Here is a 22,380-nt window from a genome sequence, read left to right as displayed (position 1 = left end):
CCAGAAAACTTTAGTGAATCAGACGTTGAAGAGAAAATGGCAGATATCGCCGTCCTGCACGATGTAGGTTTTGCCTTCCATGCGGACGGTACCCTGCTTTTTGGCTTCGGTCATCGAGCCAGCCTTGATGAGGTCGTCGTAGGCGACAACTTCGGCGCGAATAAAACCGCGCTGAAGATCGGAGTGGATCGCGCCGGCAGCTTCGACGGCTGGCGTCTGCTGGCGGATCGTCCAGGCGCGCACCTCATCGGGGCCGGTGGTCAAAAAGCTGATTAGGCCAAGCAGCGTGTAACTCTGTTGAATGACGAGTTCGCGGGCAGGGGTCGTGATGCCCAGGTCTTCCATAAAGGTCTGCGCATCTTCGTCATCGAGTTGGGCCAATTCGGCCTCAATCTTGCCACAGAGCGGCACAACGGCACTGCGCGGATGGGCATAGGTGACCGTGGGCGGCGCACTCAACTGATCTTCACCGAGATTGGGCACGAGCAAGAGGGGCTTGGCCGTGAGGAACTGATAGCCACGGATGAGGCGCTCTTCTTCGTCGCTCATCTGCGCGGCACGAATCGGTACTTCAGCCTCAAGGCCAGCTTGCAAGCGCAGCAGCAACTCGCGCTCGGTGATGCGTAGCTCCTTGTCGCGGGCAGCCATTTTGGTGATCTCGGCATTGAGGCGCTGCAAGCGGCGCTCGATAATTGCGAGATCGGCAAACGCGAGTTCGAGATCGACGGCCTGCAGATCGCGCATCAGGTCAACTGAGCCTTCGGGGTGAGGCACCGCGCTATCTTGAAAGGTGCGCACAACGTGCAGCAGCGCATCAGCGGTGCCAAGGTAGTTGAGCAACGCAGGAGGCAAGCCCTCGCCCTCGCGGCGCGAACCACTGAGGCCGGCGACATCAACATACTGCACATCGGCAAAGGTCGTCTTTTTGGGCTTGAACATCGCAGTCAACACGGCGAGACGGTTATCAGGAACTTTGACAGTGGCCAGATTTGGTTCAAGTTGGCCAGAGGCGTAGGCCGTTGTCTCGGCTGTTCCGCGCGTTAAGGCATTGAAGACGGTTGTTTTGCCACTATTTGGCAAGCCAATAATTGCGATTTTCATAGTTTTCTGTGAAGGGAATAGGAAAGTGGGAAATAGGAAAATAGACTGAGCGGTCTGTAATCTAAGTTTTCTGGGGTCGTTCGCCGACCACGAATGGGGCCACGAAGAAACGAAGAGCGCACCGCACCGCCCCTTTTCGTTTCTTCGTGATCAGTATTCGTGGTCGGCGGTGCTACCGGGAAACTTTTGTGACAGACCACTGAGTGTATCGGGATGCGATGCACCACTCAGAACGGTAACGGGCATAAGCCTTGAGTCTGGGCAAGTATAGCGCGGTGGTGCTAAAGTTGCAACCCCAGATGGATGATGATTTGACGCAAAGGCGCAAAGGCGCAAAGGCGCAAAGATGCAAAGGGCGTTGGGAGTGCCTGGGGATGCCATCGCTATATGTGTGACGAGTGGCTGTGCCAATCGTGGGCGGCTCGCCCGTCTTTGTTCTGAAAGCGACGTTGTCAGTGCCACAGCCCGTCTGTATGGGCTGTCGCCCGATCAGGCTGGGTGAGGCGCGTGCTTCGGCCCTACGGGGCTGCCCGATTCAAGGTCGCCTCGGCCTAGGAGGGGTGTATAATGGAGGGGTGTTAGGGAAGTTTCCCGTGTGAAGGGTACCGCCTCATGGTCTATGCTACCCCCCAGATGATTGATGCAATGCGTCCAGGCTTTGGGCGGCCACAGTTGATCTTTTTTTGCGAACTTGAGCGTGATGAGTTGTGGGCATTGTTGCACGATGAGTTGTTGCTGGCTGAGTTGTCGGTGCATGGGTATGGTGTGGCGGTTGCGATGCGTCACTTTGATGAACCGACGGCAGCGGCGGTGCGCTTGTTGAATCAACATCGTATTCCTGCGATTGCGTGGTTGCTGCTCTCACCTGATGAGGGGTTTTGGTTCCATCTGCAAAATTATCCGCAGGCGGTCGAGCGGTATACAGCGTTTCGTGGCTGGGCGTTGACGCACGGGTTGCATTTTCAGGCGATTGGGCTTGATATTGAGCCGCCGCGCAATGAGGTCGATCATATTCATCGCTGGGGCTTGCGTGATCTGACGCGACGCGCCTGGCTTGCCCGTGAGAATGTGCTCTTTGCTTCGGCACGCCTGGCCTATACCGAGTTGATTGCTCGGATTCACCATGATGGGGCCGAGGTGCATACCTATCAATTGCCGATCCTCGCCGACGATCGCCGCGCCGGGACGAGTCTGGCGCAGCGGGCGCTTGATATTGTTGATCTGCCCGCCGATGTTGAGGTGCTGATCTGCTATAGTAGTGCGCCGCTTGATGCGCTTGGTAACGACCTGGGAGGGGCGCTGGTGGCAAGCTATGGCCCTGCTGCCGATAGCATTGCGGTTGGTGTGGTGCCTGGTACGTCGGGACGTGAGCGTTCGGGTGACGCCCCGCCCCCGCTCTCGTGGGAAGCGCTTGAACGTGATCTCTTGCTTGCGGCACGCCATACCGATACAATCTATATCTATTCGCTCGAAGGTTGTGCGCAACGGGGGCTGATGGGGCGACTTGCCACGATTGATTGGGATGCCGAGGCCCGCGTTCCTTTTGGGAAGCGGAGCCTGGTTGCGTCAGCGCGGAGTGGAATTTTGCTCTGGATGCTAGCGGCCCGGTTTAGTCGGGGGATCTTTGCCTGGCTGGGCTGGAGTCTGTTTGCGGTGATGGTTGCGCGCCAGCTGCGGCGGCGTGCGCGGGGCTAGGGGTATTTATTTTGACGCAAAGGCGCGGGGGCGCAAGGGTTGGTTTGGATCTTTATACATAGCTTTGCGCCTTTGCGTCTTTGCGTCAATACGGGGCAATCTTATTTGCAAGGGATGGGGGCTAGGAGCAATACTTTTCAAATAAGCTCACGCGAAGACGCGAAGGGTTAAGCTCACCTACGCAAAAACCTTTGCGCCTTTGCGTCAAAATAGCCGCCTTATTTGCAAGGTATTGGGGCTAGGAGAGAAAGAAGAGATGCATGGCTGCTCAGTTTGAAGCGTTGTTGCGTGAAGAGATCGTGACGGTTGGGCGTCGGCTCTATGAGCGTGGGCTTATTGTGGCTGGCGATGGCAATATTTCGGCGCGTCTGCACGATGGCTCGATCCTGATGACGCCTGCTGGTCTGTGCAAGGGTGAGTTGACCCCCGAGGATCTGGTGGTGATCAGCCTTGAGGGCGAGTTGTTGCGGGCTGCGCCGGGTCGTCGGCAGTCGACCGAGCAGCATTTGCATCTGCACGTCTATCGGCGTCGCCCTGATGTGCAGGCGTGTGTGCATGCGCATCCGCCGATGGCGGTGGCCTTGACCCTCGTCGGGATCACGATGAGTGAACCGGTGCTGCCCGAGGCGATGCTGGCGCTCGGGCCGATTCCGACGGCACCCTATGCACGTACTGGTACCGTCGAGATGGGCGACGCGATTGATCACCTGGTTGCTGACCACGACGCGATGTTGCTGGCTCGCCACGGTGCTTTGACGCTGGCGCGCACGCCGACAGCGGCCTATTTTCAGATGGAGCAGATCGAGCATTGCGCCCGTATTCTGCATGCCGCCCATCTGCTTGGCCCTCTTGAGCCAATGCCCCATGAACGTATTGCTGAACTGTATCATTTGCGGGCGGCGCTTCGCATGCAAAATTAGTAATCTGTAACAAAAGTTTTCTGGTGTCGTCAGCCGTCCACGAATTGGGGCCACGAATGAACGAATAATTGCGTCATAAAGCCTGTCTTCGTTTCTTCGTGAGGGTTCTTCGTGGTCGGCGGCGCGACCGGGAAATGTAGTTCCTGTCGTGGACACGCCTGAGACCCTTCGCTGCACTCAGGGTGACAACAGATCGGGAAACTTCGTTGACAGACCAATTTAGACTAGGAGAACAATGAAACTTTCACCTGAAAAGATCGAACAACTTTCAGCCGATCTGGTTGATGCGCTGGCCGATGTTGAGGGGGTGCTCTTTCAGGCGGGCGATAGTGAGTTGCGCATTGCGATCAAGCAGATCGTCACTGATGAATTGCAGGTCGAAGAGCGGCTTGATGCCGAGATTCATGGTTTGCTGCAAGCCTATAAGTACGAGATTACGATGGGGCGCTTGAGCTACGACGATCTTTATCGTAAGCTCCGCCATAAGTTGATTAATGAACGTCGCCTGGTGTTGTAATGTCACTTGAATTTATTGAGAGCCCAACTGAGCAAACGACCGCCGGGACGGATGTGGTGATTGCGGCGCTGGCGCTGGGGTCGGCGGCCTATTTGATGCGCCATCGTACCTGGCGCGCCTATGTGTGGGGCGGGGCCTTTACTGCGCTGGCGGCGGCTGGGGGGCTTGGGGCGGCTGCCCATGGGCTGAAGCTTGGTCAGCGTGCGCACGATCTACTCTGGCGGTTGCTGGCGATCAGCTTTGGCTTGATGGTCGGCTGTTTTGCGTCGGCGGCGACGGCTGATGGCTTTGGTGAGCGGGCCGGGCGGCGGGTCTTGCCTTGGCTCTTGCTTGGCGCGTTTGGCTTTGATACCGTGACCCGCCGACTCGCCCGCGGGTTCATTGTCTTCATTGTCTACGAGGCAGCGGCGTTGCTCTATGCCTTGACGATCTATGTGCGCCTGGCGCAGGGTGGGCGGATGCGCGGGGCGCAGTTGACGGCAGCGGGGATTCTGCTTTCGCTAATTGCGGCTGCGATCCAGTCGTCGCGCCTGCATACGCAGATCGCCGGTCTCCCGTTTGATAACAATGGCATTTTCCATCTGGTGCAGATTGCCGCGATCCCCGTGTTGGTAGGTGGCATTGATGCTGGCCTGGTATAATGCCATTTCAGATTTCAGATTTCAGATTTCGGGGTGCTGTAGAGACCTCACAGGTCTTTCGTTTCGGTGCGCCTGCCCAGCGGGGGAGGGTGGCCTTTCACACCAGGTCGAGCAGATTAATTGCTTGAAAACCATAAGTAGTGTGTAACGTAAGTTTCCCGGTAGCGCTGCCGACCACGAATGCTGATCACGAATAAACGAATATGGGCGTTGCGGTGCGGTATTCGTGGCCCCATTCGTGGCCGGCGAACGACCCCAGAACACTTAAGTGACACACTATGAAGTGAATTTCCCCCTCTTTCCCCCCTCCCTAGCCCTCCCCCCGCTGGGGAGGTTGGGAGGGGGCGGAAGGTCGGAAAACGTACGTTACAGACTAATAAGTCGGGACTATGTAGAGGGTGATGGCAGCTTGCAGATGTGCGATGGTAGCTTGGATCCAGCGCATCAGGACGAGGTAATGTGGCATAGGTTCTTCTTGATATGCGTCTGCGCTTTGTTCTTCGCGGCGTGCGGGGCACCGCCGCCCGCGCCGGAAGAGGAACTGACGCGGCAACAACAGACGATTGGTGATCTGACGATTGCCTTCGAGGGTGTGGCGGTGCCGCGCATCAATACAAGCCAGCAATTTGTGATCACGTTGACGGATGAGACCGGTCAGCCGCGTGACGGGGCCGATATCTATCTTGATATGAAGATGCCCGCGATGCCGATGGGGATCAACCGACCGATCGCCGAGCCAGAGGGCGATGGGCGTTATGTCGCCTACAGCGCCTATACGATGGAGGGCGATTGGGAAATGATCGTGGTCGTCAGGCTCGGCGACGATGAATACCGGGCGGTTTTTTTGGTTGTCGCGGTTGAGTAGTTTGTCAAGCTCGTTCGGAGAGTTCGGCCCAGCGGGTGTAGGCGGTTTCGATGGCTGCTTCGAGTTCGGCCATGCGGGTGGCGAGGTCAGCGGCGCGGGTGTAGTCGGCACCGGTGGTGGCGAGTTCAGCGATGATCTGGTCGCGTTCGGCTTCGTGTTGCGGGATGGTTGCTTCGAGGTGTTCGAGTTCGCGCCGTTCTTTGTAGTTGAGCCGCGTGGCCGGGGTTGAACGCGCTGTGGGGTTGGGCGGAGTGTCGCTAGCCGTTGAGCCGGCCTGCATGCCGGCCCGTGGGCGCATGGGCTCGCGCGCAGCGCTCTTTTCCTGCTTCTTTGCTTCGTCGTGGGCTTGCCGGTATTGGCGGTAGAGGGTGTAGCCACCGGGGTATTCGCGGAGTTTGCCGTTGGCTTCGAAGGCGATGGTGCGCTGGGCGATGCGGTCGAGGAAGTAGCGGTCGTGGCTGACGACGACGACGGCGCCCTGGAATTCGTCGAGGTAGTCTTCGAGTACGGTGAGGGTTTGCAGGTCGAGGTCGTTGGTTGGTTCGTCGAGCAGCAGCAGGTTGGGGGCTTCGATCAGTTGGCGGAGCAGGTAGAGCCGCCGCCGTTCACCGCCCGAGAGGGTGCTGATCAGCGCCCATTGCTGCTCGGGGCTGAAGAGGAAGCGCTCGAGCATCTGGGTCGCCGCGACCAGGGATCCTTCGCGCCCGCGGATCAGTTCGGCGGCGTCGCGGATGTAGTCAACCACGCGCTGATCCAGGTTCAGGCCCTCGGTTTCCTGGTCGTAGTAGGCGTGATGCACCGTAGCCCCAGTGATGATTTCGCCGGCGTCGGGGGTGAGACGCCCGATGATGAGCTTGAGCAGCGTGGTTTTGCCGCTGCCGTTGCGCCCGATGATGGCGAGTCGGTCGCCGGGACGGATTTCGAGGTTGAGCTGGTTGATTAGGGGCTGGCCCTCGTAGGCATAGGTCAGGTTCTTGATTTCGACGACCCGCTTGCCGAGCCGCCGGCCCTGGGCGAGATCGATGGCAACCTGGCCCTGGGTGGCCTCGGGGCGTTGTGTCATCAAATCCTGTACCCGTTCGACGTGGGCCTTTTGCTTGGTCGTGCGGCCCTGCGCCCCCCGCCGGAGCCAGGCGAGCTCTTTGCGCAACAGGTTTTTGCGGGCATCAGTGGCGGCAACCTCTTGCTGGAGCCGTTCGGCTTTTTGCTCGAGGAAGCGACCGTAGTTGCCCTGATAGACCGTTGCGCGACCGCGATCGAGTTCGAGCATGCGGCTCACCAGGCGATCGAGGAAATAGCGGTCGTGCGTGACGAGCAGCAGTGCCGTCGGGATGCGGGCGAGGTAGTCTTCGAGCCAGGCGACGGTATCGGTATCAATGTGGTTGGTTGGCTCATCGAGGATCAGCAGGTCAGGCCGATCGACAAGGGCGCGGGCCATCGCGACGCGCTTGCGCTGCCCCCCCGAGAGCGCGTCGACGGGCACATTGATCACCTCGGCGAGGCCCAGTTCATCAAGAATGCTCCGCGCCGCAGTTTCGGCCTCCCACGCCCCGAGCGCATCCATCTGGGGTGTCAACTGACCGAGTTGCGCGATGAGCGCGGCGTTAGCGGGTTGGTGAGCGAGCGCCGTCGCCACCTGCTCGTAGGTGCGGAGGAGCTGGATCGTCGGTGCAGGGCTGGCAAAGACCGCCTCGAGCACGGTGGCCCCTGGCGCAAAGAGGGGCGCCTGGGGAAGATAGGCAAGCGTCATGCCATTGGCCGTCACGACACGCCCGCTATCGGGCGGCTCGACGCCAGCAATCACGCGCAGCAGCGTCGTCTTGCCGCTGCCATTGACCCCGATCACCCCAAGGCGCTCGCCCTTGAGCATGCCAAACGACACCTCGGTAAAGAGGGGACGAGGGCCAAATTGTTTGCTGATGGCTTCGACAGAGAGAATGGTCATGGTGTGTCCTGGGGGACATTATACCTGATCGAGCGACTGGCTGGGCAAGGCTCCATCACAGCGCATTGAAGCAATGGATGCTTGCCACCCACTTGCTGCGCGAGGGGGTGGAGATCCCTCGCGTAGCAAGAGTTGTGATCGCGCAACAATTGCCAGAAGCGCAAGAGTCATCAGGGGCAAATTGGTACACAAGAGTATAGATAGGGCAGAAATTGCCAGGGATAGGCTTATCACGACGCATGGCAAGTGAGCGCAACAAGTGCCTAAACAAGCGCCTATTCGTATGTTACTGAGTCTTGCATGGGTGCTGTTTAAATGAAGAAAACGCTACTTAATAGAATCCTTTTTAAATTTGACAAGATAGAATCTTTTTGATATAACAATAACTGTCGATAGTCTTAATCATTATTGTAAACCTGATTAAATATCAAAAAACTATCGAAAACGGAAAAATTTTACTAGTTTTTTAATTTTTTAAATTTGATAGAGTAACTTGCATTTATCGTCTTTGCACAGCACTTATGCTATGTCGAAATGGCGGAGCGTGCCCAGTGCCTGCTCAAGCCTTTGGGTCATACTGCTGCTGTTGTTTGCGTGCCACCCCCCGTATGGTCTGGCTCTGCCCCTGATTTGCCCCGTAGCGCATGTGCTAACCTCGTGAGCTCCTTCGGTTGATCTGTGCAATGTCGCACTTTCCCATGCTCTGTGTTGTTAATGGTATATCTATGCGCCAATGGCATCTCAAAAGATATCTTTTTATTGTCCTTTTGCTGATCGGATTTGTCTGGCTCGGTATCAAATTGTGGCTAGTGAACGATCTGGTACGCGCACTGCACACTGATATGCAAACCATCGTAACTATGGGGATACCTGAGATGACGGCTTTGCCTGCGTTCCATCAGACCGTGCGCAAGACACGCGGCAATGTCGCCGCTTTGCAGCAGGAGCTGAGGCCAGTGTTACCGCTGGTCGAGCAGTTGGACTGGGTGCCACAGATAGGCCCGTCGCTTGCTGCTGCCCCTCTGCTGTTGGATCTGGCTGCCGATCTGAGTCTGGCTGGCGATGAACTGCTTACCGTAGCAAGCCCCCTCTTGACCAGACAGGCCGAAGCGGGTGCTCTGGGCGAGGCGCTGGTGCAACAGCTTCTGGCTGAGCAGGCGCGGTTGCTTGACGCACGTGAGGCGCTTGGGCGTGCCCAACGACACTATGATGCGATCGCGACCGAGACGCTTGTGGTTGAACTGGCCGAACCTCTTGCCCGTCTTGAGCCGTGGCTGCTGCCTGCGCAGGATGTCGTCGAGGCGACGTTGCGCTTGCCTGAGCTGCTGGGAGCAACCGAGGCACGTCGTTATCTGGTCTTGATCCAGAATCCCGATGAACTACGGCCAACGGGTGGCTTTATCACGGGCATTGCGGTCGTGACGCTTGCAGAGGGGCGGCTTGAGGCGTTGGTCATTGATGATGTAACCGTCTTTGACGACTTCGAAGCGCTTGTTTATCCCCCGGCCCCTATGCCATTGACGCGCTATATGGGCCTGGGACCCTGGGTTCTGCGTGACAGCAACTGGTCGCCCGATTTTCCTTCGTCAGCCGCACAGGCAGCCCGGCTTTTTACCCTGGCTGGCAATGAAGCGCCCGATGGCGTGTTGGCCGTTACACCCTCGCTGATCCGTCTGCTGATCGACGCCTCTGGCCCCATCGTGCTGCCCGAAGAGACGGAAGCCTTTGATGCTGAAGGCGCACTCGATTATTTGCGTGCTTCGTGGGATCCTGGGCAGGCGCTCAATGCAGCCTGGGCCGAGCAGAAGGGCAAAGCGTTGCAAGAACTGGCGCGGGCCTTGCAAGCGAGCCTCGTAGAGCTTGACCAGGCGGCCCTGGAACAACTCGGGCCAGGGCTGCACGAGGCACTGCGCCGACGTGATCTGCAGATCAGCCTGATTGATCCCACTGGGGCCGCGCTGCTTGCCCGTTATCACTGGGACGGGGCTGTCCGACCAGGCAACGCCGATTTTCTGATGTTGGTGGACGCCAACCTGGGCTACAACAAAGCGAATGTCCATATCCAACGCTCGGCCAGTTATACGGTTGACTTACGACAACTCGACCAGCCGACGGCAACCCTGCACGTCCAACATCGGCACACGCTAGCCGACGCCCTGCCTTGCACGTTCCAGGTCACCTTTCTCACCGGTGATTATGCCACGATGACCCGTGGATGCTACTGGAACTATCTGCGTGTCGTTGTTCCTGGAGGCAGCCTCTTGAGGGAGAGTAGCACCAGCCCTTCGCCAGGGGCGTGGATGTGGGGTGGGCGACCCGAATCAGGCCAGGTCACAACCGAGATCGGCCCACGTGGGGCCACGCTTTTTGCTACGATGATGGTTGTCCCGACGGCGGATGAGCGCACAACAACCCTCACATATCAATTGCCCTCAACGGTGCTCCGTCAGACTGAGCAGACCTGGACGTACCATCTGCTTGTCCAGGCTCAAGCTGGTATCTCACCAGTGCCACTGACGGTCACGGTGAAGTTGCCTAACCAGGCACGTCCTGTACACATCCCAGCTTCTGGCCATTTTACTGATGGTCAGATCGTTCTAGATCTCGTCATCGATCGTGACGCACAGATTGAGCTTTCTTTCGAGGTTCCTACGGCGATCAACCTTTTACCTAACCAGACCAACATCCTACTACCTACATCAATCAGCACAAGGGAGGGTTTTGATGCTTCAGGTATCACCCGCGTCACATCAGCCGGCACGAGATGATGACACGCTGCCCGGTTCTACCATTGCACTCATTCCTGCGTATAACGAGGCCCGTTTCATAGGGAGCATTGTGCTTGCGGTGCGCCCTCTGGTTGACATTGTCATCGTGGTTGATGATGGCTCGACTGATAAGACAGCCGAAATTGCACGCCGTGCTGGTGCGATCGTCGTCAAGCATGAGATGAATCAGGGTAAAACCACCGCAGTGAATACGGGCTTTACCTATGCTTTGCAGCACGATCCTGCTGCTCTGGTTATGCTGGATGGCGACGGCCAACATTGTGCAACCGATATTCCGGTTGTGCTGGCCCCAGTCTTGAACGACCAGGCCGATGTGGTTGTTGGCTCGCGCTTTCTGGAAGTCAAAAACGACATTCCCGTCTATCGTCAGTTCGGCCAGCATGGGCTGAACGTCGTCACGAACCTGACCTCTGGCGTCTCGCTTAGTGATACCCAGAGCGGCTTTCGGGCTTTTTCGCGCACAGCGATCGAGCGGCTCTCTTTCCGGCAGAGGGGGTTTGCGATCGAGTCTGAGATGCAATTCCTGTTGCGTGACCATCAATTACGGGTTGTCGAAGTGCCCATCAATGTCACATACGCCGACCCCCCCAAGCGCAACCCTGTAAGCCACGGCATGCAGGTTATCAACTGCATCCTTCGACTCGTCGGCCAGAGTCGCCCATTGCTCTTCTTTAGTACTGCTGGCCTAGCCGTGCTGCTGATAGGGTTCGTGCTCGGTTCTTATATCATCCATATTTATGTTGACACGCATGAACTAGCGATCGGCTATGGGCTGATGACGGTCATCTGTTGTGTGATTGGCGTTCTGCTTATCTTCGCCGGCATCATCTTGCACTCGACGCGTGGCATGCTGCTCGATATGCAACAGTCACTGCTCAACCGCATGCTTCGCGAAGGCAAGAAACGATGAGCACCAGCGTGATCGTGGTGAGCTACAACAGCCGCCACTTATAGTGGATCCCATGTCAAGGCTCTGGCGCAACTTGCGTGAAATATGCCTGTTTTGCTGTGACCACACCGCATCAGAATGCGGTCGGCCAAGTTACGATCACGCAACGTGCGCCAGAGCCAGTTTCTTGGGTTCACTATACCTGATCGTGGTGCAATTGCGGAAGGAGATTCAGAATTAACGACATGAAAATTCTCTTTGTGATCTCTTACTATTATCCTTACATTGGTGGTGCCGAAAACGTGGTACAGCATCTGACTGAAGGCCTCGCCAATCGAGGCCATCGCGTACGGGTCATTACCACTAGGCTTCCAGGAACTCAGCAGAGTGAGCGAATCAACGGTGTTGAAGTGGAACGCGTTTCTGTTCCAAAACTCGGCGACCGCTACTTCTTTGGACTTCTGAGCGTGCCCGCCGTGGCCCGCAGGATGCGCAGCTACGATCTAATGCACACGGCATCCAACAACATCGCGATTCCGGCCTACCTGGCGACAAAACTTGCCGGCCGACCCGTCGTCTTCACCTGCTACGAGGTACTGGGCAGGCGCTGGCATCTGGCTGAGCACCACAGGCTCAAGGCTCTGTTCTTCCGCGGCGTCGAGCACCTGATCTGTACCTTCCCCTACGACCGCCACGTCGCCATCTCGCGCGCGACCTACACCGACCTGCTGCGGGCAGGTGTTGCCGCCAGGCGAACCCGGGTGATATATCCTGGTACCCACAAGATCTTCTATGAGCGCCATAACCCCGATGGTAAACTGCGCGAGTTTGTAGCGGCGGCAGACAATGACTTTGTGTACGTCTACTTCGGGCGCCCCGGCGCCACAAAAGGTGTGGACTATTTAGTGCGAGCCGCGCCGGCGATCCAGGCCGCAATCCCCCAGGCGCGTCTCGTGCTCGTGCTCGCGCAGGAGCCGCGGGCGCAGTACGAGCGGATACTCCGGCTGGTCGAGCAGGCTCGCGCACAAGCAAGCATCCATCTCATTCCCTCGGCGCCTGATCGAGCCCAGTTGGTTCGCTACCTGCTTGATGCAAACTGCGTAGTCATCCCCTCGCTCACCGAGGGCTTTGGATTGACCACCGCGGAGGCGTGCGCCCTTGGCGTGCCCGTCGTTGCGACCCGTGCTGGCGCGATCCCCGAAGTTGTCTCGGGGCGCCACATCCTAGTTGAGCCCGGCAGCGCCGAGGCGCTATGCCAGGGTGTCGTCCGCGCCTTCCGCGGGCAGTTCGACCACGATACTCCGCCCAAAGCCTTCACCTGGCAGGCTATGGTCTCGTCCTACGAAGCGCTATACAAGGAACTAATTGCGCCATGCACGTAACCCATATCGTCGCTCACCCGCCATATAGGGAAGGGACGGGCACCGCCTGTTTCTACAACGCGCAGGCTCTGCGCGCACTCGGCTGCGAGACGACGGTTTATGCGCCCGCGTGGCACTTGACCGACGGCGACCGGCAGCTCAATTACTACCGCTTCGCGCCATGCTGGCTCAAGGTCGAGAAGGCGGTCCTGACCCCCGGCCTGCTCACAGCCGGCAAGACCGACATCTTCCATCTGCACTACCCATTCATCTTCGGGGCAGAACTGGTGCTAGCGCGGGCGGCCGCCACCAGAACGCCGCTCGTCGTAACCTATCACAACGACCTGATCGGGAGCGGCATCAGGCGGCCCGCCTTTTTTGGCTATAACAGACTCAACGCACCCCTTATCCTGCGTAGCGCCGCAAAGATTGCGGTAGTTTCGCATGATCACGCGGCTTCAACACACTTTGGGTCAACGATCTTCCGCGAGCGCGATGGTGACGTGGTCGAGATTGGCAACGGGGTCGACACTGCGCGATTCCACCCAGAGGTCGACGGTATGGCAGTGCGCGAGCAATACCAGATCCCGCGTGACGCGACAGTGCTGCTCTTTGTGAGCAACCTCGACCGGGCCCACGTGCGCAAGGGGCTCTTGCTAGTACTCGAGGCGCTGGCCACCCTGAGCGACAACTCGCTCAGGCTGCTCGTGGCCGGCGATGGCGAACTGCGAGAAACCTACGCGGATTGTGCCCGCAGCCTTGGTATTGGCGGGCAGGTGATCTTCGCCGGTCGCATCCCGCATGACCGGCTGCCAGCCTACTACGCGGCCTGCGACATAGTCGTTATGCCGTCGCGCCCGCCCGAGTCGTTCGGGCTGGCTATTGCCGAAGGGATGGCCACGGGTAAGCCAGTGCTCGCGGGCAATATCCCAGGGGTACGTACGCTGGTCAAGGACGGCGAGACGGGCTTTCTGGTCGATCCCAGCGATTGCGCCGATCTAGTCGGGCGGCTCGCGCTGTTGGTGCGCGATGAAGCCTTGCGTCTGGCGATGGGCCGACGCAGCTGGCAGCGTATCGTCGAGCACTATACCTGGCGCAAGGTTGGCGAGCGGCTGCTCGCGCTATATGACTCACTGCTTCAGAAGCAGGCTGCACTAGTCGCCTAATTGGTCGTGGTCAGAACCGTACCACTCTCGGGGTCACTCAGGGCAGTAGCGAGTCCTAACGTAGAACCTTCAGCTACAAGCTTTCGAGTAACCGCGAGCCGTCGCCAATGCTTGCCAATGTGTAATCTACTGTCACTCAAGCACGACCAAAAGCAGTGATACCATCCTAATTACTTTTGGGAAGGAAAGGAGAACCAGCTATGGCAGTGAAAAGCATAACGCTCACCCTGCGTCACTTCCTTGACCGCACAATGAGCGTTTATTGGGCTGCACGCTCACGCTTTGTACTACGCAATAACACCGGTAACGCCCGCTTGCTTGAGATCGGCTGTGGCGGTGGCACCTGGACAAGCGATTTAGCACTGGCATCACAACATGTCGTGGCTGTTGATATCGGATATGATCGCACATATCAGAATCGCACATATACTGAGATGCAGGGTCGGCACAATGTTGACTATATTGTAGCATCAGGCGAACAATTACCATTTCGTGATGAAATATTTGATCAAGTCGTTTCGGTGGACGTCATTGAACATATACCTGATGATGCCAATGTAATTCGTGAAATTGCCAGGACTCTACATCCCAATGGTAGCGCAGTGCTAACAACATTGTTAGATAACCGCCCAAGCTATATCCGCAAGGTTACTTTCAATGATCACTTGCGTGAGTATACACCTGAGCGATTCGCAGATCTTTTTTGGCAGAGCGGACTAATAGAAGTCGAACGTTACTACTTCTATTATTTCTTCTCAACGATAGCACGTGAACTTCTAAACCTTGTTCCGCCAGTTATAGGAAGAGCCCGAGGCGTAGGTGTAACACTGCGGATACTTCTGTCACTCATTGCATATCTTGACCGAGTCTTTATGCTTGGTCGACCCGGCGGCATTGGCATACGAGCCTATCGTCCTGGCAGTCCTGGCAGTCCTGGTCAGACAGATAGTTTCTTGAACGAATCTGCTTCACGTATCGCTTAATAGAGAACACGCTACAGAGTATTTTTCAATGCGAATCTTGTGGATCTCCCACACTGGATGGCACATTCCACAGCAGGTGCACACCAGTAGCAGTCGGAACCGTACTGCTACTGGTGTTCGTTTGGTGCTATAGTGAACTGCAGCACAGAAAAATCGACGGTACGGTTCTGACCACGACCCGCTTAATTGAGGTATAGCCAGCAGAGTATCGTGCGGTCGGTCTTGCACATTGATTACTGATGAGCCAAGCACTATGAAAATTCTCTGGATTCCACACACTGCGTGGCACATTCCTCAGCGCGCCCAAGTCTTTTGTCGAGCCCTGTCAGAGAACCACGACGTCCATGTTACAGATTGGGTCGCAGATTTTACATCACTCAACGATTATTTCTCTGCGCGTTATTTGCGCAACTTTACGTATCGCTGTAGGAGGGATGGAAATGTAATAGTCCACGGCATCCCGCGCGTGTCACCGGCGCTGTTTTTTAGGGCACTTCGGCGCTTTAATACGGCGATCTTTCAACGTTATGTACAACGCATCATTTTGAAGAACAAAATTGATGCTGTAGTTGGAACTTTTGTTCTTCCACCTCCCAATGTACCTAGACTGGTTTTTGATATGTTCGACGACAACCCCGGATACTGGCGAAGCTATGGCTTAAACAAAGTGTATGCAGACGAAATTGAGCAGACCGAGCAGGAATATTTACGGCGTGCCGATTGTGTCGTTGTCATTAGTAAGGCACTCGGTGACAGAGCTCGGCAGCAAGGCGCCCGGGGGCCAATCGTGCATATTCCTAATGGGGTCAGTCTTCCTCTATTTGACAGCAATGAAGGGGGGTTAGATCAATCCCAAAAGAGGTTGGACGGCAAGAGAGTCATTGGGGTTCTTGGTAATCATGACAAAATTGTTGAGCTAGAGAAGGTTATTTGCGCAGCACGAGCGTTCCAAAGTGAGCACATCACGTTTGTCATCGCTGGTCGAGGCAAGGCATTGGAGAAGGCTAAAGAACGCGTACAACAATATGGACTCAAGAATCTCCACTTCACCGGTTATGTTCCTCAAGAGCAAGCCCCAGCCGTGATCCAATCATTCGATGTCGGCCTATGCCCCTACAGTAAGACCAAAGGCGCAAATGTGAGTAGCCCTATGCGTCTTCTCATGTACTCTGCGGCAGGAATTCCTGTTGTCTGCACTGATCTTGAAGAAGTGCGCAGAATGAACTTTCCGAACGTCGTCCTTGTGGAGGAGGATGCAGCCTCATTAATAGACGGTATCAAGCTGGCGTTGATGCTTCCGCGCCAGCGAACACGTGAGATTGAGGCCTACGATTTACATAAGCTCGCCATGAAGTATGAAATGGTTCTCCAAGGAGAGTATTGTCACCTTAATCTGGGTGAAGAGTAAGGCCAAGGAACTGGCATGAAGTATTTTCCTGCGTTTGCACACCATACTTATACTAGTACAATACCAAACATCTCTGCCAGTGTCGCGGCAAGATCGGTTCTCGTCGATAAGGCCAGGACCCTCGGCACCTGCGCCCCGATTCAGCTTATTCCCAATGGCATTGAACTAGATCAGTACGCGCCGGCGACGAGTACCGCATTGCGAGCGCGGCTAGGCGTGCGGGGCCCAGTTGTGGGGACCCTCGCGAACTACGATAATCCGGCGGAGATTGATATTTTGCTCCAGATAGCCAGGTTATTGGCTGACAGCGAGGTGACTGTGCTCATTGCCGGGCGTGGCTCAGCGCTGCCAAGGGCACAGCAAATAGTGCGTAAAGAGAGTATCTCGAATGTGAGATTTGTAGGATATGTACCGTTCTCAGAGGCACCAAAGCTGGTTGCACAGTTTGATGCCGGGTTGTGCGTCTATATGCGAAGCCCAATGGACGAGGCACGCAGCCCTATGCGCCTACTCATGTATTCGGCTTCAGGAATACCCGTTGTCTGCACAGGCCTCGAAGAGGTTCGTCGTATGGATTTCTCCAACACCGTTTGTGTCGCCGGGAATGCCGCCTCCTTTGCGACAGGAATTAAGGAAGCCTTAAAGCTTCCCCGAAAGAGACCATCGCAAATTGCGGCCTATGATATCAAGCGGCTTGCCGCACAGTATGAGGACTTACTACAGGGGAATGCTAACTGCGATATCCACCTGCTTTGAAGTACTCCTTCACAGTGAAAAGCGTCGCATCGAGTTGTTTTGCAGGTAACAACAGATCCATGGAAGCTACGAGTTGGGCGATTACAGCCCAAATGACGCATGGTTTCTGTTAGATTTCGTGTGTACTTGAGAGTCAAAAAGGCCTCTTATATCCATCATTGGTTCTTGCACCGAACAATTCGGATAGGCTGCCTTTAGGTCTACAGTTGAAGCCGAGGAGGATGCGATGAGCATCGGTCAGAATAACTCTATTGCTGCTTTCTACGAATTCGCTGATAGTAGTCGCCACTCTAGCACCAGCGATAAACGGCGTGTCCATAGCCTCCTTACCCTCCTAGAGCCAGGGCAGAGCGATTCTTTTCTCGATATCGGTTGTTATGATGGAACTAAAACAGCCATGATCGCAGGTTATCTTAGATCTGAAATAGTGTATGGCGTCGACTTTCTTCGCGAGCGACTCCAGCAGGCGATGGCCCGCGGAATAAGTGCAATTAATGTCGATCTCAATGCCACAACACCGCTTCCGTTTAACGACCGCACGTTCGATTTTATTTTTGTTGGTGATGTTATCGAACATCTCTTTTCGCCAGATTATCTTCTACAGGAAATCAGTCGATTATTAAGGCCTGGGGGATATGCTGTATTAACGACTCCAAATTTGGCGTCTTGGCGAAATCGCATTGTGCTCTTGTTTGGCTGGCAGCCGTTTATGACGGAAGTAAGTACGAACTATCGAGTGGGCAATCCCTACGCTCTAGATGGTGTTCCGTCAGGTCATATTCGAATCTTTTCCCCACGCGCGATGCGCGAACTGCCTGAAAAATATGGGCTTCGTGTCGAATGTCTGGGCGGACAAATTCTCTCTAGTGCGCCTCAGGGAATAGTGGGCCACCTGAGCCAATGGGTCGATTATGCCGTATATGCCGCCTATCCAACCCTTTGTGATGAGCTAGTCGTGAAGCTACGCAGATGACAATCGGTTTAGCAAGAGTGATAGCAAACCGTAACCGATGGCAGCTGGCAGGTGTGCTGCTAGCAGGGGTTCATATCTTGGCCACCTGGCTCGCGGCGGTAGGCCGGGGCAGGATCGCACGCTGGAATGCAGGTGCTGTGTTACCCGCTCCGGCGCACGAGTGCTGGCCATCGGTGTCGGTTCTGGTGCCGGCATGGCGCGAGCGCGGCATCCTCGATCGCTGCGTGCACAGCCTGCGCGCGGTCGACTACCCCGACTGGGAGGTTATCATCGTGGCGGGTGGCCCGGACGGCACCTACGCCGAGGCACTGGCGCTCGGCGGGAGCCTGAAGCAGTGCCGGGTGCTGGAGCAGCAGCCACGGGGGAAGAACGCCGCGCTCAACCAGGGCCTGGCCCTCGCCTGCGGCGAAGTGATAGTTGTGCTCGATGCCGACTCCCAGGTTGCGCCGGGCTGGCTCCACGCACTAGTCGCGCCGATCGGGCATAAGGTCATGGCCAGCACCGGGCACCCCGTGCCACTTCGGTCCACAGCGGTGTCGCAAACTGAGCAACTCGATCTACTTGTCGCCCGCGGTATTCACGGTGCTGTTACACTTCAGGGTAGCGGAAGCATCGCGGTCGCCCGCAGCGTGATTGATGAACTGGGCGGTTTTCCTGAGGAGGTGCTGGTCGGCGTCGATTGGGATCTTGACGCACGGCTTGCTGCGCGAGGCGTCACGCGGGCTGTGTGTCCCGAGGCTATTGTTTACACCGAGCGCCCCGCAACTTTAGCCGAGTACTGGCGAAATGAGGTACGCTGGCGGCGGGCCCACCTGGCCTCGCTGTTCCGCCTACGCAGCGTGTTCCTCGGGACTCCGCTGCGTGCCGTGACAAACCTGTACATTTATGTGCTTGGCTGGTTCAGTCTGGGACTAACCCTGCTGGCCTGCGGCGCGGCTCTTTGGGGGCCGCCAGCAGCGCGCAAAACTTTGCCGCGCCTGTGGGCTCTCTTCGTCGCCTGGCTCTTACTGCGCCGCGCGGCCCTGGCCGGCGAGGCCGCCGCCTTGACCGGCGACTGGCGCCTCTTACGGCTTGCATGGGCTCCGCCACTACTACTCTGCCTGACCCTGGCGGCGATCGGGCCGGCTAGCCTCACCCTGGCCCGCAACCACGCCCATTTCAAGGGGCCACGTACACACGGGGCTGACACATATGGTCGCTAACCCTTACTCCAACGAGGTTCGCTACTCCCTAGGCCTGATGCTGCACCACCTCGACGCCGCGCGACCCCGCCGCGTGCGCTTGGCGACCCACTGCGTCGAGATGGCACGATCTGCGGCGCGCTTTCTGTGCCACAGCCAGCTGACTCTTGAGGTAGAGAGCGCAACAATCCGCGATGCGCTCGGCGAGATCCCGAAGGTGGCTGCCGAGGTGCGCGACCCACAGCGCAGTCCGGCCGATGCGGCGCTGTTCCCCTTCTCGCTTGAGGAGGGCCTCCGCCCCGCAGGCGAGCCGCTCCTCGTAGCGGCCAGCTATAACGGACTCTCATACAAACGCCTGCTCTACCCGCGCCAGCGGCGACCCGGCATCTTCGCCACCATGGCCGCTCTCAGGCCAGCCTACTGTACGCAGCCCCTGGCCGGGCTTTACTCGCCCCGCTTCATCCTCGGCCTGGCCCTCGCCAAAATGCTGGAGGGCCGCGACTCGGCGCGCTACTTCGCTCAGGAGGACCGCACGATGCGCCGGCTGATCGACACCGGCCCACTTTGGAGGTTCAGCTACATTGTCATATTCACTGGGCATCGCACAGCCTGAACTCAGGTTGAGCCTGGCTCGCCTTGGCGGCTGGCTCGAGCATATGCGCGGACCGGGCGGCTACGGCGGCCCAATCAGCCACTGGTGGGAGTCTAGCCTGCTCTACTGCGGCCCTATGGCCGACTGGCGCTACGAGGGCGTAATTTGTGGCTACCTCTCGCTGTACGGCGCGACGGGCGCGAAGCGCTGGCTCGCACGTGCGAGGGCCGCAGGGGACGACCTGGTGGCGGCACTGCTCCCGTCCGGCAAGTTCCGCAACTCGTCCTTCCAGCAAGGGCCGATGGAGGGTGGCACGCCTCACGAGGCAGCGGCCGACGTTGGGCTGCTCGAGCTGGCCAGGGTCCTGCGCGCCGAGGGCGACCCGAGCTGGGCGGGTTACTTCGAGGCGGCCCGGAGCAACATCAGAGCATACCTACTGGGCGAGCTTTGGAGCAGCAAGGGCTTTCTCGATCAGCCATGGAACACCGCCCTCGTGCCGAACAAAAATGCGACCACTATCGAGGCGCTCGTGCTCTATGAAGAGCTTTCGGGCGAGGACATGAGCCCTTATCTTGGGCCGGCGGTGGGAGTCATTCTTGGCGCTCAGGAGCGGAGCGGCCCACGGGCCGGTGCGACGATTCACATAGGGACGGGACGGCACAGGCTGGCGATCGGGATCTACACAGCTCGCTCGATCTGTGGCCTCCTGCGGCTGTACGAACGTGGGAGCCAGGACGAACTGCTCGATGCCGTGCATCGAGCCCTTGGCTTTTTGCGCGGCCTGGTCACCGCCGAAGGCGTCTACTTCGGGCGCTACCCGGATGGGAGTCTAATCGTCAACCCGCTGATCGTTGCCGGTGCAGGCGACATGCTGCGGGCGACTTTCTGGGGCCGTCGCTACGGCCTGGCCGCCGACGCTGATGTGAGCGCGTTAGCAGCCATGCTGTTGAGGGCACAGCAGCCGGCCGGTGGCCTGCCCTTCGGCTACGGCATGGCTCGACGTGGCGGACGGCAGCCCTACCAGGGTTTGCCCGAGTTTCGTGACGTGCTGCCGGCCGTGGGTTGGTGCGACAAAGCCTTTCGGGCTCTGGCCCTGCTGATCGAGCCGGGCCCGGATCTTTCGCTCGATCAGTCCTTCCAGGAGACACAGATCGAGTGCGTGTGGCAGGGGAGACGCTTCGAGTATTTCGAGAGCGCCAAGACAATCGCTCTGACAAGTGTGATGACAGGCAGGAGCATCTACCTCTGGAGCAAGGGCACGTGTTATCCAAGTATCTATCAGTTGTAACCACCTTCGCCAGGCATCCTGGGCAAGGTGTACATATTCTCCGAGAACATATCGTGTCGCCTCTCTATATTAAGTCATTCTACCTTATCGGCGGCATGGTGGTCTCGGCGCTTTTCGGCTTCCTCTTCTGGATGCTCGCTGCGCGCTCGGCAACGGCTGCGGACGTTGGTCTGACAAGTGCAGCCCTCGCTAGCTCGAATCTGCTGCTCGTGCTCTGCGAGCTGGGCCTGGGAACGGCGCTGGTCTATTTTGCGGGCCTCAAACCCGACCGCGTCGTTGCCCTCGTCAATGGCATCGTTAGGGCCGGCTGGATGACGATTAGCACCGCGACAATAGTCTTCCTGCTAGGCATGCGCTTCTGGTCGCCCGGCCTGGCGCCCATTAGCGATAGCGCACTGCTGATCCTGTCCTACGCAGCCTTTACTACCTTGAATCACATCCTGGCGCTGCAGGACGTGGCGATGCTCTCACAGGGTCGGGCGCGCTATATCTTCTGGCGCACCCTTGCCTGTAATGTTCCATCCGTCGCTCTGCTTGTGCCGCTCGTCGCTCTACTGGGCGCCCAGCACGGCCTAATGCTTGCCTACTTTCTGCCGAACATCGCCGTAGGTCTGTTTGTAGGAGCGGTCGTGCTCCCTCGGCAGTTTTCCGGCTACCGTTTCTTTGGGCGGTTCGACCGCGATGTGCTCGGGCAGGTCGCCACATATGGGTCGTCAAATCACGTGGGCAACTTGTTTTGGGGTCTTCCGGCCTACATTCTGCCACTGGTGGCCGTGAACACCCTGACCGCCGCCGAGACCGGTCACTTTGCCATCAGCTGGACGATTGCCAACTTTGTGCTGATCGCACCGCGCATGATTGCATTCGCCCTGTTCACGGAAGCTGCACAGGATCCAAACGGCCTGCGCGCAAGGGCGAGTCATGCGATGCTCCTGATCCTCGCCCTTGTTACCCCTGTCGTCCTGGTACTGTGGCTCGTCGGCGAACATATCCTCGGCTTCTTCGGACAAGAATATGTTCAATTGTCACTGTTACGCATGTTACTGATATCAGTCGTGCCGTTTAGCATTAATAGTGTTTTCTTCGTAATGCTCAGGGTTCATAGGCAGTTGAAACATCTACTCCTTTTCTCTGGCTCAATCGCCCTCGCTATTCTCGGTAGCACAATTACTCTTGTACCGTGGTTGCGAGCAGATGGAATCGCTGCCAGTTGGCTCGTGGGTCATATGCTCGCCGCCGTTTGGGCGGCCATGACCGTCAGCCGTTTGAGCAGTATGCGGCCGCACAACGTGAAAGTAAATTTATGAGAC

General features: G+C 57.5%; 19 protein-coding genes. 17 read left to right on the top strand and 2 right to left on the bottom strand.

Going from position 1 to position 22,380, the window contains the following annotated elements; genetic code table 11:
- Window positions 1–18: 18 nt before the first annotated feature.
- The gene (gene ychF, locus EKD05_RS09480; RefSeq protein WP_129672198.1) at window positions 19–1,101 is read right to left on the bottom strand and encodes a redox-regulated ATPase YchF; all 1,083 of its coding nucleotides are present in this window, start codon (window positions 1,099–1,101) and stop codon (window positions 19–21) included.
- A gap of 612 nt (window positions 1,102–1,713) precedes the next feature.
- Here ychF and EKD05_RS09475 point away from each other — a divergent pair.
- The 5 genes from EKD05_RS09475 to EKD05_RS09455 all read left to right on the top strand — a co-directional run bounded on the left by EKD05_RS09475 (window position 1,714) and on the right by EKD05_RS09455 (window position 5,739).
- On the top strand, window positions 1,714–2,796 hold the full coding sequence (locus EKD05_RS09475) for a hypothetical protein (RefSeq protein WP_240695709.1): 1,083 nt from the start codon (window positions 1,714–1,716) through the stop codon (window positions 2,794–2,796).
- A 260-nt stretch (window positions 2,797–3,056) separates the two neighbouring features.
- Window positions 3,057–3,716 carry a class II aldolase/adducin family protein gene (locus tag EKD05_RS09470; RefSeq protein WP_129672197.1) on the top strand — a complete coding sequence of 220 codons (660 nt, stop codon included), beginning with the start codon at window positions 3,057–3,059 and terminating at the stop codon, window positions 3,714–3,716.
- A gap of 235 nt (window positions 3,717–3,951) precedes the next feature.
- Window positions 3,952–4,233 (top strand): DUF507 family protein, encoded by a 282-nt coding sequence (locus EKD05_RS09465; protein WP_097650731.1) that lies wholly within the window; start codon window positions 3,952–3,954, stop codon window positions 4,231–4,233.
- Entirely contained in the window at window positions 4,233–4,874 is a 642-nt protein-coding gene (locus EKD05_RS09460; protein ID WP_129672196.1) for a hypothetical protein, read from the top strand. Before EKD05_RS09465 ends, EKD05_RS09460 begins: the two co-directional genes overlap by 1 nt.
- A 493-nt stretch (window positions 4,875–5,367) precedes the next feature.
- Window positions 5,368–5,739, top strand: coding sequence for a FixH family protein (locus EKD05_RS09455; RefSeq protein ID WP_165360665.1), 372 nt, complete (start codon window positions 5,368–5,370; stop codon window positions 5,737–5,739).
- Between the two features lie 4 nt (window positions 5,740–5,743).
- On the opposite strand, the gene EKD05_RS09450 is transcribed toward EKD05_RS09455, so the two are convergent.
- On the bottom strand, window positions 5,744–7,684 hold the full coding sequence (locus EKD05_RS09450; RefSeq protein ID WP_129672194.1) for an ABC-F family ATP-binding cassette domain-containing protein: 1,941 nt from the start codon (window positions 7,682–7,684) through the stop codon (window positions 5,744–5,746).
- Between the two features lie 725 nt (window positions 7,685–8,409).
- On the opposite strand from EKD05_RS09450, the gene EKD05_RS09445 reads away from it, so the two are divergent.
- From EKD05_RS09445 to EKD05_RS09390, 12 genes are all read left to right on the top strand, one after another.
- A complete protein-coding gene (locus tag EKD05_RS09445) occupies window positions 8,410–10,452 on the top strand; it encodes a DUF4012 domain-containing protein (protein ID WP_165360664.1) in 2,043 nt (680 codons plus the stop codon).
- Window positions 10,409–11,383: a glycosyltransferase family 2 protein gene (locus EKD05_RS09440; protein WP_129672192.1), complete on the top strand. Its 975-nt coding sequence runs from the start codon at window positions 10,409–10,411 to the stop codon at window positions 11,381–11,383. The genes EKD05_RS09445 and EKD05_RS09440 overlap by 44 nt, the downstream gene beginning before the upstream one ends.
- A 224-nt stretch (window positions 11,384–11,607) precedes the next feature.
- On the top strand, window positions 11,608–12,744 hold the full coding sequence (locus EKD05_RS09435; RefSeq protein WP_129672191.1) for a glycosyltransferase family 4 protein: 1,137 nt from the start codon (window positions 11,608–11,610) through the stop codon (window positions 12,742–12,744).
- Window positions 12,735–13,889, top strand: coding sequence for a glycosyltransferase family 4 protein (locus EKD05_RS09430; protein WP_165360663.1), 1,155 nt, complete (start codon window positions 12,735–12,737; stop codon window positions 13,887–13,889). The genes EKD05_RS09435 and EKD05_RS09430 overlap by 10 nt, the downstream gene beginning before the upstream one ends.
- 200 nt (window positions 13,890–14,089) lie before the next feature.
- Window positions 14,090–14,872: a class I SAM-dependent methyltransferase gene (locus tag EKD05_RS09425; protein ID WP_129672189.1), complete on the top strand. Its 783-nt coding sequence runs from the start codon at window positions 14,090–14,092 to the stop codon at window positions 14,870–14,872.
- A 253-nt stretch (window positions 14,873–15,125) separates the two neighbouring features.
- On the top strand, window positions 15,126–16,280 hold the full coding sequence (locus EKD05_RS09420) for a glycosyltransferase (protein ID WP_129672188.1): 1,155 nt from the start codon (window positions 15,126–15,128) through the stop codon (window positions 16,278–16,280).
- Window positions 16,281–16,295: 15 nt separating this feature from the next.
- Window positions 16,296–17,036, top strand: coding sequence for a glycosyltransferase (locus tag EKD05_RS09415; RefSeq protein ID WP_129672187.1), 741 nt, complete (start codon window positions 16,296–16,298; stop codon window positions 17,034–17,036).
- 226 nt (window positions 17,037–17,262) lie between these two features.
- Window positions 17,263–18,009 (top strand): bifunctional 2-polyprenyl-6-hydroxyphenol methylase/3-demethylubiquinol 3-O-methyltransferase UbiG, encoded by a 747-nt coding sequence (locus EKD05_RS09410; RefSeq protein ID WP_129672186.1) that lies wholly within the window; start codon window positions 17,263–17,265, stop codon window positions 18,007–18,009.
- On the top strand, window positions 18,006–19,211 hold the full coding sequence (locus tag EKD05_RS09405; protein WP_129672185.1) for a glycosyltransferase family 2 protein: 1,206 nt from the start codon (window positions 18,006–18,008) through the stop codon (window positions 19,209–19,211). The genes EKD05_RS09410 and EKD05_RS09405 overlap by 4 nt, the downstream gene beginning before the upstream one ends.
- On the top strand, window positions 19,201–19,803 hold the full coding sequence (locus EKD05_RS09400) for a hypothetical protein (RefSeq protein ID WP_129672184.1): 603 nt from the start codon (window positions 19,201–19,203) through the stop codon (window positions 19,801–19,803). The genes EKD05_RS09405 and EKD05_RS09400 overlap by 11 nt, the downstream gene beginning before the upstream one ends.
- Window positions 19,804–19,918: 115 nt before the next feature.
- Window positions 19,919–21,070 (top strand): hypothetical protein, encoded by a 1,152-nt coding sequence (locus EKD05_RS09395; RefSeq protein ID WP_129672183.1) that lies wholly within the window; start codon window positions 19,919–19,921, stop codon window positions 21,068–21,070.
- A 53-nt stretch (window positions 21,071–21,123) separates the two neighbouring features.
- Window positions 21,124–22,377 carry a lipopolysaccharide biosynthesis protein gene (locus tag EKD05_RS09390; RefSeq protein ID WP_129672182.1) on the top strand — a complete coding sequence of 418 codons (1,254 nt, stop codon included), beginning with the start codon at window positions 21,124–21,126 and terminating at the stop codon, window positions 22,375–22,377.
- Window positions 22,378–22,380: the final 3 nt, after the last annotated feature.

The organism is Candidatus Chloroploca sp. Khr17 (assembly GCF_004138165.1).
Classification (GTDB): Bacteria; Chloroflexota; Chloroflexia; order Chloroflexales; family Chloroflexaceae; genus Chloroploca.
This window is presented reverse-complemented; position numbering and strand designations above follow the sequence as displayed.

Bases quoted from the DNA above. Each gene is read 5' to 3' on its own strand.
- ychF (WP_129672198.1), bottom strand. From the start codon at position 1,101: ATGAAAATCGCAATTATTGGCTTGCCAAATAGTGGCAAAACAACCGTC.
- EKD05_RS09475 (WP_240695709.1), top strand. From the start codon at position 1,714: ATGGTCTATGCTACCCCCCAGATGATTGATGCAATGCGTCCAGGCTTT.
- EKD05_RS09470 (WP_129672197.1), top strand. From the start codon at position 3,057: ATGGCTGCTCAGTTTGAAGCGTTGTTGCGTGAAGAGATCGTGACGGTT.
- EKD05_RS09465 (WP_097650731.1), top strand. From the start codon at position 3,952: ATGAAACTTTCACCTGAAAAGATCGAACAACTTTCAGCCGATCTGGTT.
- EKD05_RS09460 (WP_129672196.1), top strand. From the start codon at position 4,233: ATGTCACTTGAATTTATTGAGAGCCCAACTGAGCAAACGACCGCCGGG.
- EKD05_RS09450 (WP_129672194.1), bottom strand. From the start codon at position 7,684: ATGACCATTCTCTCTGTCGAAGCCATCAGCAAACAATTTGGCCCTCGT.
- EKD05_RS09445 (WP_165360664.1), top strand. From the start codon at position 8,410: ATGCGCCAATGGCATCTCAAAAGATATCTTTTTATTGTCCTTTTGCTG.
- EKD05_RS09440 (WP_129672192.1), top strand. From the start codon at position 10,409: ATGCTTCAGGTATCACCCGCGTCACATCAGCCGGCACGAGATGATGAC.
- EKD05_RS09435 (WP_129672191.1), top strand. From the start codon at position 11,608: ATGAAAATTCTCTTTGTGATCTCTTACTATTATCCTTACATTGGTGGT.
- EKD05_RS09430 (WP_165360663.1), top strand. From the start codon at position 12,735: ATGCACGTAACCCATATCGTCGCTCACCCGCCATATAGGGAAGGGACG.
- EKD05_RS09425 (WP_129672189.1), top strand. From the start codon at position 14,090: ATGGCAGTGAAAAGCATAACGCTCACCCTGCGTCACTTCCTTGACCGC.
- EKD05_RS09420 (WP_129672188.1), top strand. From the start codon at position 15,126: ATGAAAATTCTCTGGATTCCACACACTGCGTGGCACATTCCTCAGCGC.
- EKD05_RS09415 (WP_129672187.1), top strand. From the start codon at position 16,296: ATGAAGTATTTTCCTGCGTTTGCACACCATACTTATACTAGTACAATA.
- EKD05_RS09410 (WP_129672186.1), top strand. From the start codon at position 17,263: ATGAGCATCGGTCAGAATAACTCTATTGCTGCTTTCTACGAATTCGCT.
- EKD05_RS09405 (WP_129672185.1), top strand. From the start codon at position 18,006: ATGACAATCGGTTTAGCAAGAGTGATAGCAAACCGTAACCGATGGCAG.
- EKD05_RS09400 (WP_129672184.1), top strand. From the start codon at position 19,201: ATGGTCGCTAACCCTTACTCCAACGAGGTTCGCTACTCCCTAGGCCTG.
- EKD05_RS09395 (WP_129672183.1), top strand. From the start codon at position 19,919: ATGGCCGACTGGCGCTACGAGGGCGTAATTTGTGGCTACCTCTCGCTG.